The 12,855-nt window shown below is 73.7% G+C and carries 10 protein-coding genes; 6 read left to right on the forward strand and 4 right to left on the reverse strand.

What is annotated here, in order from left to right:
- Positions 1-129: 129 nt before the first annotated feature.
- Complete coding sequence (locus ACP4IX_RS25460) at positions 130-732, reverse strand: NAD(P)H oxidoreductase (RefSeq protein WP_426517976.1); 603 nt, start codon at positions 730-732, stop codon at positions 130-132.
- Positions 733-788: 56 nt separating this feature from the next.
- On the reverse strand, positions 789-1,538 hold the full coding sequence (locus ACP4IX_RS25465; RefSeq protein WP_426556747.1) for an SDR family NAD(P)-dependent oxidoreductase: 750 nt from the start codon (positions 1,536-1,538) through the stop codon (positions 789-791).
- A 376-nt stretch (positions 1,539-1,914) separates the two neighbouring features.
- Here ACP4IX_RS25465 and ACP4IX_RS25470 point away from each other — a divergent pair, with 376 nt between their 5' ends.
- Entirely contained in the window at positions 1,915-5,244 is a 3,330-nt protein-coding gene (locus ACP4IX_RS25470; protein WP_426556749.1) for a BTAD domain-containing putative transcriptional regulator, read from the forward strand.
- A 115-nt stretch (positions 5,245-5,359) separates the two neighbouring features.
- Here the strand turns inward: ACP4IX_RS25470 and ACP4IX_RS25475 are convergent, their stop codons facing one another.
- The gene (locus tag ACP4IX_RS25475; RefSeq protein ID WP_426518349.1) at positions 5,360-7,570 is read right to left on the reverse strand and encodes a hypothetical protein; all 2,211 of its coding nucleotides are present in this window, start codon (positions 7,568-7,570) and stop codon (positions 5,360-5,362) included.
- A gap of 472 nt (positions 7,571-8,042) precedes the next feature.
- On the opposite strand from ACP4IX_RS25475, the gene ACP4IX_RS25480 reads away from it, so the two are divergent.
- Positions 8,043-8,864 (forward strand): DeoR/GlpR family DNA-binding transcription regulator, encoded by an 822-nt coding sequence (locus tag ACP4IX_RS25480; protein WP_426517982.1) that lies wholly within the window; start codon positions 8,043-8,045, stop codon positions 8,862-8,864.
- 118 nt (positions 8,865-8,982) lie between these two features.
- The gene (locus ACP4IX_RS25485; RefSeq protein ID WP_426517984.1) at positions 8,983-9,456 is read left to right on the forward strand and encodes an SRPBCC family protein; all 474 of its coding nucleotides are present in this window, start codon (positions 8,983-8,985) and stop codon (positions 9,454-9,456) included.
- 28 nt (positions 9,457-9,484) lie between these two features.
- Here the strand turns inward: ACP4IX_RS25485 and ACP4IX_RS25490 are convergent, their stop codons facing one another.
- Positions 9,485-10,609 carry a PLP-dependent cysteine synthase family protein gene (locus ACP4IX_RS25490; protein ID WP_426517986.1) on the reverse strand — a complete coding sequence of 375 codons (1,125 nt, stop codon included), beginning with the start codon at positions 10,607-10,609 and terminating at the stop codon, positions 9,485-9,487.
- Positions 10,610-10,952: 343 nt separating this feature from the next.
- On the opposite strand from ACP4IX_RS25490, the gene ACP4IX_RS25495 reads away from it, so the two are divergent.
- The 3 genes from ACP4IX_RS25495 to ACP4IX_RS25505 all read left to right on the forward strand — a co-directional run bounded on the left by ACP4IX_RS25495 (position 10,953) and on the right by ACP4IX_RS25505 (position 12,756).
- Positions 10,953-11,276, forward strand: a complete 324-nt coding sequence (locus ACP4IX_RS25495) for a hypothetical protein (RefSeq protein ID WP_426517988.1) — start codon at positions 10,953-10,955, stop codon at positions 11,274-11,276.
- A gap of 184 nt (positions 11,277-11,460) precedes the next feature.
- The gene (locus ACP4IX_RS25500; RefSeq protein WP_426517990.1) at positions 11,461-12,012 is read left to right on the forward strand and encodes an ATP-binding protein; all 552 of its coding nucleotides are present in this window, start codon (positions 11,461-11,463) and stop codon (positions 12,010-12,012) included.
- A gap of 345 nt (positions 12,013-12,357) precedes the next feature.
- Positions 12,358-12,756, forward strand: a complete 399-nt coding sequence (locus ACP4IX_RS25505) for a VOC family protein (RefSeq protein ID WP_426556751.1) — start codon at positions 12,358-12,360, stop codon at positions 12,754-12,756.
- The last annotated feature ends 99 nt before the right edge of the window (positions 12,757-12,855 follow it).

Consider the following 12,855-nt stretch of genomic DNA (forward strand, 5'->3'; position numbering starts at 1 on the left):
CGAACGCCGCGGCCACCCGGGGGTACCGGGGTGACCGCGGCGCTTCGCGCAGGGGTGGAGTCACGGGCACCCGGTCGCCGGGGCGCGGCGAAGGGTGCCTGTCCGGGGGCAGGCCGGCCGGCGCGGGCGTCAGCGCGGCAGGTGCTCGTCCAGCGCCGCGTCGGCGGCTTCGAGTACCTCACCCACCCGTGCGGGCCGCATGGCCTGGGGCATGCCGGAGAGCTCGGTGCCGTACAGCAGCCGTACCGACGACTCGGTGATCCCGCAGAACTCGGACACCCCCACGCGTAGTTGGAGGTCCAGTGCGCCGCCGAGACCGCTCTGCGCGTAATCCGCGTCGGTGCCGCCCGCGAGGCCCAGCCAGAGCATCCGCTTCCCGGCGAGCCGGGGTCTGCTGCGACCGTATGCGAAGCCGTAGTTCCACACCCGGTCGATCCATCCCTTGACGACGGCCGGCGGTGCGAACCACCACACCGGGAAGACGACGAGGATGTCGTCCGCGGCGGCGATCCGGTCCATGTGGGCGTGGACCTCGGACGAGTACCGCTTCTCCCGGTCCTCCCAGTCCGGTTCGTCGACGGGCGTCAGTCGCGGGTCGAACCCCTCCGCGTACAGGTCGAGAAGGTCCGGTGCTCCGCCCGCGTCCTTGATGCGCAGCCGCAGGCGTTCGGCGACTTGGGCGGTCAGCGAGTCGGACCGGGGGTGGGCCAGGACGAGCAGGGTGTGGCGCACGGGAGTCTCCGATCTCCTTGGGTGGCCCCGGTGGGCGGGGCGTGTGCCGGCGCAGGTCAGATGCCGAGGCCGCTGCCTCCGCTGACGTCGATGTTCTGGCCGGTCACCCAGCGGGAGTCGTCGGAGGCCAGGAAGGAGACGACATCGGCGACGTCGGCGGGCTGCCCGACGCGGTCGAAGACGGAGAAGCCCGCGGCGTGGGCCTTGGCGGCCGGGTCGGCCATCCAGGGGTGGATGTCGGTCTCGATGGTGCCGGGAGAGACGGCGTTGACGGTGATGCCGCGGGGGCCGAGGGTCTGCGCCAGGGTGAGGGTCAGTACCTCCACGGCCCCCTTGGAGGCGGCGTAGGAGGTCATGCCGGGGAAGGCGACCTTGGTGACGCCGGAGGAGAGGTTGATGACGCGGCCGCCGTCGCGCAGGCGCTCCAGGCCCTTCTGGATGACGAAGAAGGGCGCCTTGGCGTTGACGGCGAAGACCTTGTCGTAGTCGGCCTCGGTGACCTCGTGGATCTGGCCGGGTCCGGCGATGCCCGCGTTGTTGACCAGGATGTCGACACCGTCGGCGTGCTCGTCGAACGCCCGCCACAGCGCCTCCGCGTCTCCGGGGACGCCCAGTTCGGCGCGGATCGCGAAGGCGGTGCCGCCGGCCGCCTCGATGCCGGCCACGGTCTCCTTGGCCGCCGTTTCGTTGGTGGCGTAGTGGACGCCGACGTGTGCGCCCTCGGCGGCCAGGCGCCGGGCGATGGCCCGGCCGATCCCGCGGCTGGCGCCGGTGACGAGAGCGGTCTTGCCGTTGAGCTTGTCCATGGTGAGCGTTCCTTTCGACGGGCTGGTGCCTCGTGGCTTCCGGGGAACACCGTCGGACGCGGCGCATCGGATCGGGCTCGGGCGGTGTTGTGGCTCTGTTCGGGTCCGGGTTCGGGCGCTGTCACGGGCTGTTCCGGGTCCCGTCCGGGCGCTGTCACGGGCTCTGTTCGGATCCGGTTCCGGCGCTCTCTCGAGGCCTGGTGCGGGTTCCGCCCGCCGGTGGCGGACGGGTCCCGCGGCCGGGGCCGGCCGGGTGCGGCCGTTCCGTACGACCGGTGGGCCCAGCCGGCCGTGGGCAAGGGCGTGGCCGGCCGGGCACGCCGGTTTCCCCGCTGTCCCCAACAGGGGTGCCCGAGACCCGGGTTACCGTGGCGTCATGCGATTCGGGGTGCTGGGGGAGACGGCTGTCTGGACCGATGCCGGGCAGCTCGTGCGGGTGCCGGAGCTGAAAGTGCGGGCCTTGCTCGCGTCCTTGCTCGTGGACCCGGGGAGGGCCGTGGCGGCCCACCGGCTGATCGACGACCTGTGGGGTGACGAGCCGCCGGGCAACCCGACCAGGGCGCTCCAGGCCAAGGTCTCCCAACTGCGCCGTGTCCTGGAGGAGGCCGAGCCGGACGGTCGCGACCTGGTGGTGTCCCGGGCTCCCGGCTACCAGCTGGTCGTGGCCGACGGAGCTCTCGACGCGGACCGGTTCGCGGAGCTGGCGGCCAGTGCCAGGACCGAGGGGGACGCGCGCGTGCGGGCCCGGCTGCTCGCCGACGCACCGGCCCTCTGGCGGGGGCCGGCGTTCGCGGACTTCGCCGAGGAGCCGTTCACCCGGGCCGCCGTGAACCGGCTGGAGGAGGACCGGCTCGCCGTCGTCGAGGACCGGGCCGAGGCACGGCTCGACAACGGCGAGCATGCGGAACTCGCCGGTGAGCTGGCCGAGCTGGTGGAGCGGTATCCGCTGCGGGAACGGCTGCGGTCCGTGCAGCTGCGGGCCCTGTACCGGTCCGGCCGGCAGAGCGAGGCCCTCGCCGGATACGAGGAGCTGCGGAGCCGGCTGGCGGACGAACTCGGTCTCGACCCGAGCCCCGAGCTGGCCGCGCTGCACCGGGCGATGCTCGCGCAGGACCCGAAGCTGGGCGCCGGTGCGGCAGGTCGCGGTCCTGCTCCCGTCCGTACCCGCACGAACGTCGTCGCCCCGTTCAGCGATCTGATCGGCCGCGAGGGCGAGGTCGCCGACCTGCGGGAACTCCTCGCCACCCGACGACTGGTCACCGTCACCGGTCCCGGAGGCGTCGGCAAGACCCGGATCGCGATCGCCGTCGCCGTCGCCGAGCAGCTGAAGGGTACGTTCCCGGACGGTGAGTGGCTGGTCGAACTCGCCGGATCCGCCGGTGACCTCGCCGAGGTCGTCGCGGCCGCGCTGGAACTGCGGGACGACGGGACCTGGGGCGTACGGCCCGAGGGGGGACGCCCCCTCGGCGTGGCGGACCGGCTCGCCGAGGTGCTGCGCGGCAAGCGGATGCTGCTCGTCCTCGACAACTGCGAGCAGGTGATCGAGGAGGCCGCGGCACTGGTGGAACTGCTGCTGCGGTCGGCACCCGGGCTGACCGTGCTGACCACCAGCCAGGAACCGTTGGCCCTGGCCGGAGAGACCCTGTGGCCCGTGCCGCCGCTCGCCCCGCGGGACGCGGTCGAGCTGTTCTCGACGCGTGCCGCGGCCGCCGCTCCGGGTTTCGTGCTCGACGCGTCCAACGCGGACACGGTCGCCGCCATCTGCCGCCGGCTGGACGGCATCCCCCTCGCCCTCGAACTGGCCGCGACCCGGGTGCGTGCGCTCGGCGTGCACCGGCTGCAGCAGCGGCTGGACGACCGGTTCCGGCTGCTCGACGTCGGTCGGCGCGGTGTGCCCGCCCGCCAGCGGACACTGCGCGCGGTGATCGACTGGAGCTGGGAACTGCTGACCGGGCCCGAGCAGACCGTGCTGCGGCGGCTCGCCGTACACGCCGAGGGCTGCACGCTGGAGGCGGCCGAGGACGTGTGCGCGTACGACGGAGCCGGCACCGTGGACGTACTGAACCTGCTGGTGAGGCTGGTGGACCGGTCGCTCGTGGTCGCCGTCGACGGGACCCTCGGCCCCCGGTACCGGCTGTTGGAGTCCGTGTCCGCGTACTGCGTGGAACGGATGCGGGAAGCGGACGAGCTGGAGGCGGTACGCAGGCGGCACCTCGACCATTACACACGGCTCGCGGAGACCGCCGATCCCGAGCTGCGCGGACCGCGGCAGGACGTGTGGCTGACACGGCTGGACGACGAGAGTGCCAATCTTCGCTGGGCACTGGAAGGTGCGCTCGAGCGGCGCGAGACGGGGCACGCGCTCCGTCTCGTGGACGCGTTGTCCTGGTACTGGATCCTGCGCGGGCGTCTCGGTGAGGCGCGGCGCTCGGTGACCGCTGCGCTGGCGCTGCCCGGCGGGGACGCGGCGCTGCGGGTGAAGGCCGGCGTGCGGCAGACCGGCCTGGCCGTCCTGACCGGCGACGGCACCGATCGGGCGGCCCGGATCGAGGCGGCGCTCGCGGCGTGCGAACAGCTCGCCGGTCCGGGGGTGACGGCGTGGGCCCAGTGGTTCCTGGCGCACGCGCTGAGCGGGACGGGCAACCCCCTGGAGGGCGAGGCGCTCACCCGGGCGGCGCTGGGCGGTTTCCGGGCGCGGGGGGAGCGCTGGGGCGAGGCGGCGGCCCTGGCCGACCGGTCCGTGCACCGTCTCCTGCGCGGGGACCTGACCGGCGCGGCGGCCGACGCGGGGCGGAGCGCGGAGCTCTTCGGGGAAGTCGGTGACGCATGCGGACAGTTGTGGTCGGTGTACCCGCTGACGGCGGTCGCCGAGATCCACGGCGACTACGAGCGGGCGGCCCGGCTGACGCGGGACGGCCTGGACACCGCCGAGGGGTTCGGCCTCTCCACGCAGGCGGCGGACCTGCTGTCCGGGCTCGGACGGATCGCGCTGCTCGTCGGGGACTTCGGCGGGGCGCGGAGGTATCACGAGCGGTCCCGGCGCCTCGCCGCCGAACTCGGCTTCCGTGCGGGCGAGATCAACGCGGAGCTCGGGCTCGCCCTCGGCGCGCGGCGCGAGGGGCTCCTCGACGAGGCCGGGACACGGCTGCGTACGGTCCTGGACTGGCACCGCCAAGTCGGTCTCGACGGTGCGAACGCGCTGGTCCTGGCCGAGTTGGGCTTCGTCGCCGAGCTGCGCGGCGACGCGCGGGCCGCACTGGCCCACCATGAGGAGGGCTATGGAACGGCACTCACCACGGGCGACCCCCGGGCAGTCGCCCTCGCCCTCGAGGGCCTCGCCGCCGCCCTCGCCCTCGCGGGCCGGGCCGAGGCCGCGGCGCTCCTCCTCGGCTCCGCCTCCGCCGCCCGCGCCGCCACGGGTGCCCCGCTCCCGGCCGCGGAGCGCCTGGACGCCGACCGGGCCGCGGCCGCGGCGGCGGCCGTGCTGGGGGCGGCGGGGTTCGCGGACGCCTTCGCGGAGGGGGAGTCCCTGTCACCGAGGACAGCACATGCGCGCACCCGCGCGTCGCGGTCGCCGGACGGCCGGCCACGGGCCACCCGCGGACCTGCCCCGGAGAGCCCCGACCGCCCCTTGCCCCGTTCTGCCGCGGAGCAGCCGGAGCAGGTCCACGACGCGCCGAAGGGCAGCCGCTCCGGCCGGCGGTGAAGGGCATCGCACGGGCCCACGGGCCGCGGCGCTCGCCGAGGTCGCGGGGCACGGCCTCCGGCGGGCCCGGCCCGTCTGCGGCCTCCGGTCACGACGTGTGCCTCGGCCGGGCCGCTCACCGCCGGCCGTTGTGCCGCGGTTCGGGCACCTCCGGGCGCAGCCGGGCCAGCAGACGCTGCCGTTCCTCGGCGAAGGCCGGATCGGCCTGGTAGTCGGAGTGGCCCAGGATCGGCGCGGGCAGTGGGTGGAGTTCGGTACGGCCGTAGGTGAGCGGGTCCTTGAGGGGTGCGCGGTCCACCGCGGGGCCCGAGTCGCCGGGCAGCCGCATCGGGCCGCCGATGGGGTCGGTACGCCGGTACAGGTTGCGCCAGCAGTCGACCTCCTCGTGCAGCGAGCCGAGTGCGGCCGGGCCGAAGTGGGCCGGGAACCAGCGGCCGTACAGCCGCTCCAGCGGGGAGCCGTAGGTGAGCAGGGCGACCCGTTTGCGGGCCGACGGCTCCAGCTGCCAGGCCGCCGAGGCGGCGAGGACGCTGCCCTGCGAATGCCCGGAGATGACCAGCCGCCCGCCGGTGGCACGGGTCCAGGTCGCCATCCGCCAGGTGAGGTCGGGCACCGCGCGCTCGGCGTAGCAGGGCGGTGCGAAGGGGTGGGCGGCGCGCGGCCAGAACGTGCCGACGTCCCACAGGATGCCGATGGTGCGCCGTGCGGAGGCGTCCTTGTAGGCACGCCTGCCCCAGGTGACGAACAGTATGAAACCGAGGCCGACGAGCCAGGAGCCCAGCGCCTGCGCCGTCTGTGCGGCACCGTGCACGACGGCGTACGTCCCGCGCGCGGCGTCGCCGGGCACCTGGTCGGTCGTCAGGGCGCCGACCAGGGCTCCGGCGCCCAGCAGCAGGGTGGCGGCGGACGTGATGGCGACGAGGAGGGGGGCCCGGTCGGTCAGGGTGGCCAGGGCGCGGGTGAGCGCGACGCGCCGGGTGCGTCCCGGGTCCCCTGCCTCGCCGGGGTGGTCGCCCTCCACGGCGTCCCGTTCGGCGCGGGCGAGACGCCAGGTGTGCCGGGCGAGCGCGGCGCAGAGCAGGAGGACGACGACGAGCAGGGGCGGGATGACCGACGCCTGCCAGGTCAGCAGGACGGGTGGTCCGTCGATGGACGTTCCGGTGCCGTCCAGCCAGTCCGACACGCGCTGGGCGACGCCGCCGGACATCACTCCGCCCAGCGCGCAGGCGAGCATGGCGACGGCGGGGCCGCCGAGGCCACGGATGGCGACGCGGGCGTCGGGGAGGCTGCGGTGCAGCACGTGGGCGACCACGGCGAGGACGATGACCAGCAGGCCCTGCACCGTGACGATGCCGCCGAAGGCCGTGTCCCCCGGCAGCCGGCCGGCCGACGACCACTGGGGTCGGGCCCAGCCGCCGTACAGCAGGGCGAGGACGAACAGGACGAGGGCGGCGAGCGGCAGGCGCCGCACGAGGTGCTCGTCGAGTTCCCGGTCGAGACGGTTCTCGCTGCGGCCCCGGCGGCAGACCACCGCGGTCACGGCGACCGCCCCGACGACCAGCGCGGCTTCCAGGATCCATCCGAGCGTGTCGAGCAGCGCCGGCCCGCCCGGCCGGCGGTCGAAGCGAGCGGCCGGCACGCCGACGGCCGTGGCGACGGTCAGCAGGGCGGCGGCGGTGTGGGCGGCACGCAGCCGGGCCACCAGACGGCGCCCGTACCAGAACCCGGGCCGGCCGAGGGCGGTGCGGGCGAGGTCCTCCTCGTGGCCGGTCTCGCGGTCCATCGGCTGCTGGGACTCGTACGCCCGCCAGGTGCGCAGCGACAGGTACCACAGCAGGGCGGTGAGCGCGGCAGGCACCGAGGCCGCCAGGGCGAGCCTGCGGCCGGGCGTGCTCCACCAGCCTCCGTCCGACATCCCCGGGGACAGGAAACCCAGCCAGGAGTGCCGCTCGGCACACGCACGCGTCCCCGCGCACTGCCAGGCGACGAGGTCGAGCGCGACCTCGCAGGCCGCGGCGACCAGCAGCACCGTCATGGTCAGGCCCACGAGCCGCAGCAGCAGCCCGTAGAGGCGGACCGTCCGGGTCCGGCCGCGCGCGGTGGGCCGCATCCAGTGGGCGAGGTTGACCACCATGAACGGCAGGAGCAGCAGCCACAGCGCGCGGGAGCCGTTGCCGGAGGTGAGGTTGCACCAGACGTAGGCCTCGGGCACCGGCCGTCCCCGGTAGTCCTCGGGCCGGGACTCGGCGTCGGCGTCCTCGGTGCGCCGGAAGACGGCCGCGACGTGGTCGCCGGTGATCCGTACGGTCCGCGGGTCGTCCAGCATCTCGGCGGGGGTCGTGCCGCCCACTCCGTGCACCAGGAGTTCCAGGGCGGTGCCTGTTCTCCCGTCCTTCCGGTCGCTCCCGGCGCTCCCGTCCGTCCGGTCGCCCGCGCCTCTCTGGTCGCTCCCGCCGCACGGTCCTGGCGCGTCCTGTCCGCCCGTCCCGGTCCGTTCCTCGGTCTGTCCCACTCTCCGCACTCCCCCGTGACGCGCCGTCGGCTCTGCCCGTGCGGGCACAAGGATCTCCGCTGAGGGAACGTCGTACACCCCTCGGCGCGGAATCTCCTCGAACCGTGTCACAGGTGAAACCGGGACGAGCCTGGAATGGCATGACCGCGGCAGGCAGGTGGTGGCGCGGCTCATGGCGGGGCGTGCGAGGATGGGACGTCCGCGCACCGGGGCCGGAAGGGTTCCCCGTCGGAGCGAGTGCGCCGGGCGTGTCGGGCGGTTTCGCGGCGAAAGGACCGAAGCGTACGTGAGTGAGAATCCGAACCTCCTCGCGGAGCAGCGGCGCGCCCTGATCCTCGACGAGGTGCGCCGCCGGGGCGGAGTCCGGGTCAACGAGCTGACCCGGAAGCTCGGCGTGTCGGACATGACGGTCCGTCGCGATCTCGACGCGCTGGCCCGGCAGGGCGTGCTGGAGAAGGTGCACGGCGGCGCGGTGCCGGTGGTCGAGGCGAGCACGCACGAACCGGGGTTCGAGGCCAAGTCGGGCCTGGAGCCGACCGCCAAGGAGGACATCGCGCGGGCCGCGGCGGACCTGGTCGCGCCGGGTGCGGCGATCGCCCTGTCGGGCGGTACGACCACGTACGCGCTGGCGCACCGGCTGGTGGACGTGCCGGATCTGACGGTGGTCACCAACTCGGTGCGGGTGGCCGACGTGTTCCACGTGGCGCAGCGCACTTCGGGGGCCCGGCAGGGTGCGGCCACGGTGGTGCTCACCGGTGGTGTGCGCACTCCCTCCGACTCGCTGGTGGGACCGGTCGCCGACCAGGCGATCGCGACGCTCCACTTCGACGTGCTGTTCCTCGGCGTGCACGGGATATCGGCCGAGGCCGGCCTGTCGACGCCGAACCTCGCGGAGGCCGAGACGAATCGGCGGCTGGTGCAGTCCGCACGGCGTGTCGTCGTGGTCGCCGATCACACCAAGTGGGGTGTCGTGGGCCTGAGTTCGTTCGCGACGCTGGAGCAGGTCGACACGCTGGTGACCGACGCGGGCCTGCCCGCGGACGCCCGCGCGGAGATCGCGGAGCACCTGGGGCTTATCGTGGCGGGCGAGCCGGAGACGACCGACTGACCTCGGCGGACGCCGCTGCCCGGCCCGGGCCCCGCTGACACCCGGCGCGCCCCCGGCTGTCGTGGCGCCTCCCGGCCGACCGTCCGCGTACACGGCCTCGTTCAAGGAGATGGTGCCCATGGCTCACCGCCTGCGTCCGGTGGGTCCCGACTTCGTCGAGACGGCTCCGGTCCGCCTGGTCTTCGCACGGGAGATCTCCGCGGACCCGGACGCGGTCTTCCGCGCACTGGCCGAGGACGTGCCGGGATGGACCGCCTGGTTCTCGGCGGTGACGTTCGCCCGGCCCATCGGCGAGCGGGCGGGGCGCGAGATCCGGCTCAAGGGCGGTACGCGCTTCGTGGAGACGGTGCTGACGGCCGAGCGGCCCGAGGTGTACACCTACCGCGTGGACGTCACCAACGCGCCCGGCGCCCGGGCCATGGCCGAGGAATGGCGGCTCGCGCCGGCCGGGACCGGCACGCGCGTGCAGTGGACGTTCGCGGCGGACGGTACGGCACCGTTCCGTTTCGTGCTGGGCCGCGCGCGTCCGGGCCTGGGGCGGGCCTTCCGGGACGCGGTCACCTCGCTGGACCGGCGGCTCACCCGCCCGTAGCACGCGGCCCACGCCTCTCCGCCCGGGGTCAGCCGGGCCAGGCTCCCGTGTGCAGCAGGGACTCGATCGCCGCCGTGTACGGCCCGATGTCGAGGCCCTGTTCGGCGAGCCAGGTGTCCGAGTAGTACTTGTCGAGGTACCGGTCCCCCGGGTCGCACAGCAGCGTCACCACGCTGCCCTGGCGTCCCTCGGCCACCATCTCGGCGACGATCTTCAACGCGCTCCACAGTCCGGTGCCCGTGGAGCCGCCCGCCTTGCGGCCGACGGCCCCTTCCAGGGCCCGGACGGCCGCCACGCTCGCCGCGTCCGGCACCTTCATCATGCGGTCGATCGCGCCGGGCACGAAGCTCGGTTCCATACGGGGCCTGCCGATGCCCTCGATCCGGGAGCCGCAGTCGCAGGTGACGTCCGGATCGCCGGTGGTCCAGCCCTCGAAGAAGCAGGAGTTCTCCGGGTCGGCGACGCAGACGCGGGTGTCGTACTGCATGTAGTGGACGTAGCGCGCGAGGGTCGCCGAGGTGCCTCCGGTACCGGCCGTGGCGACGATCCACGTCGGCTCGGGGAACCGCTCCAGCCGCAGCTGCCGGAAGATCGACTCGGCGATGTTGTTGTTGCCCCGCCAGTCCGTGGCACGTTCCGCGTAGGTGAACTGGTCCATGTAGTGGCCGCCGGTCTCGACCGCGAGGCGGGCGGACTCCTCGTACATCCGACGGGAATCGTCCACGAAGTGGCACCGTCCGCCGTGGAACTCGATCAGGCGGATCTTCTCGGCGCTGGTCGTGCGCGGCATGACGGCGATGAAGGGCACGCCGATCAGCTTCGCGAAGTACGCCTCGGAGACGGCCGTCGAACCGCTGGACGCCTCGATCACCGGGCGGTCCGGCCGGATCCAGCCGTTGCACAGACCATAGAGGAAGAGCGAGCGGGCGAGCCGGTGCTTCAGGCTGCCCGTGGGGTGGGTCGACTCGTCCTTCAGGTACAGGTCGATGCCCCACCGCTCGGGCAGGGGAAAGAGGAGCAGGTGGGTGTCTGCCGAGCGGTTCGCGTCGGCCTGCACCTTGCGCACGGCCTCTTTCAGCCAGGTGCGGTACGCGGTGTCACTGTGGTCGACGTCGAGGGTGGCGCCGGTGCGGGTCTGCTGGGGGGTGCTCACGACGGGGCTCCTTAGGCTGCGCGCCGGCTGCGCGTCGCGCGGTCGGCGCCTCGATCATAAGCACCTTCCACACGCCTCTCACCTGCATAAACACACCTTTGGGCGACCCAAAGACACCCCTGGGGGCCGGCCCCCGGTCCGGTGGGGGCGCATTCGGGCGAGTGCTCCGGTCGCCTCCGGAAAGGGGCGGCGCGTACTGGTGCTCGGCGCGCGGTGCGGGCAGACTGCCAGCGGGCGGGACCGGGTTCCCGCCGCGGGCGCACACTGGAGCACGACACGAGCCGGCACCGGGACCACCGAGGTGTACGGTCCCGGCAACCGACGGGCACGAGGGGGCGACGGCATGGCGGAGCCGGAGTTCAGGGCCACAGGGGTGCGGATCGGCAAGCGGCTGCGCTCACTCACCCGGGCCGGAACGGTCCGGATCAGCGGTGGCAGGCTGGAGTTGCTCACCAGCTACGGCAGCGAGATCGACAGCGCTCCGGTGCAGGCGGTGCGCGCCTCCCGTCCCTGGTTCGCCCCTCAGGACCGCGCCCTCGCCGACCTCAACGGCAAGCGGTACCTGCTGACCCTCGGTGAGCGGGACCCCGCGCCGGGCGAGCCGGGTCCGCCCGCGGCTCGCCGTTTCATCGAAGCGGTGCGCAGGGCGGCCGGACACCGCGCATGAAATGTCCGTAAGTTGCGGTGCCTCACCCCTTGCGTCACGCTGGTCTCACGTCACTCTGGGTTTACCGGCGATAACGCTGCGAACCAGCCCGCCGGCCATGACAGCAGGCGGCGATGCGCCGCGTGCGCCCTGCTGGATCCGAACTCCGTGTTCTTCCGGACCTCTATGTCGGGGAGTCGCAGCCGTGATCAGTCACCCAAGCAGACACTGCACGGTGGAGCTCCAAGCCCTGCCGTCGCGGATCGGCCAGGTCCGCAGAATCGTATCTGCGCAATTGCGCTACTGGCATATGGATTCCCTGATCGACCGGGCCGCGCTCGGCGTGACGGAGTTGTTGACCAACGTCCACCTGCATGCCCGGCCCGACAAGACGTGCACCGTGGAGATAGAGCTGATCCTGGACCGGCTCACCGTCTCCGTGCGCGACCACGATCCGCGTCTGCCCGTGGTGGACGACGCCGAACCGCTCGCGACCTGCGGGCGTGGGCTCTCCATGGTGGCCGCGATGAGCGAGAGCTGGGGCGCCCGGCCGGACGGCGAGTCGGGCAAGGTCGTCTGGTTCACGCTCCCGACGGCCGTCACCGCCCCGTCGCCCGCCGCGTCCCCCGTCTCCGCGCGCCCGCCTCGGCGCCTGGTCGACGAGGTGCCGGCGGCCGCCGCGTTCGCGGACGTCGACCACGCGGTCGACCTCGGCAGACCGCAACCTGCTCCCGCCCGGTCGGCCGTTGCCGGCTGACCGGGCGGTGACCCCTCGCTGCCGCGGGCCGTGCGCTCGGTGTCCGGCCGCCGCACCGTGGGCCGGGGTCCGGTGGCGCCGGGTACCGCGCGCAACCGCCGGGGGCCGGACGGGCACTGACGGTACGCCGCTCCCCGGCCGGGCGAGGGCCGGGAGCGGAGCGGGGACGCGGTCCACCGGCCGAGCGCACCGTACGGCCGACGGCAGCAGGCGTATCTCGGGGGAGTACGCCGGCCGCCCGCCCGTGCTGCCCGCACTGCGACGGCCGCAACTACCGGCGTGCGCACCGTCCGTTTTCGTGACGGTCACCGGGTCACGGGTTCGTCCGGTATGTAGGCTCGGCCCATGCTGAGACTCGGTTTCCCCGTCATCGGCGTCGCGGACGTGCCCCGCGCGGTGGCGTTCTGGACGGCTGCTCTGAACCTGGTCGCCTCCGAGGAGCGGAAGAGCGAGACGTGGCGAACGCTCGACCACCCCGACGGCTCGGGGCGGGCCCTCGGCCTGCTGCGCAGCGAATCACCGGCCGAGCCGCACCCCCGGCTCCACCTGGACCTGTTCACGGACACGGCGGAGGAACAGCGGGCCGAGGTACGGCGGCTGATCGGTCTCGGTGCGCGGGCCGTCGACTGGGACCTCTACCCGCCCGACCCGGACTTCGTCGTCCTCGCCGACCCGGACGGCAACATCTTCTGCGTCGTCGACCTCAGCCACGCTCCGAGCGGCGGCGACCGGCCGGCGCCCTGACCGGCCCGGAACCGAAGGTCAGGGGGTCTTCACCTGCTGGGCGTCGAAGTCGAGTAGGTGAGCGTAACCATGTATGAGTGAGTGTCGTTGTCAGAGTGT

It is taken from the genome of Streptomyces sp. WG5, from assembly GCF_049974565.1.
GTDB lineage: Bacteria > Actinomycetota > Actinomycetes > Streptomycetales > Streptomycetaceae > Streptomyces.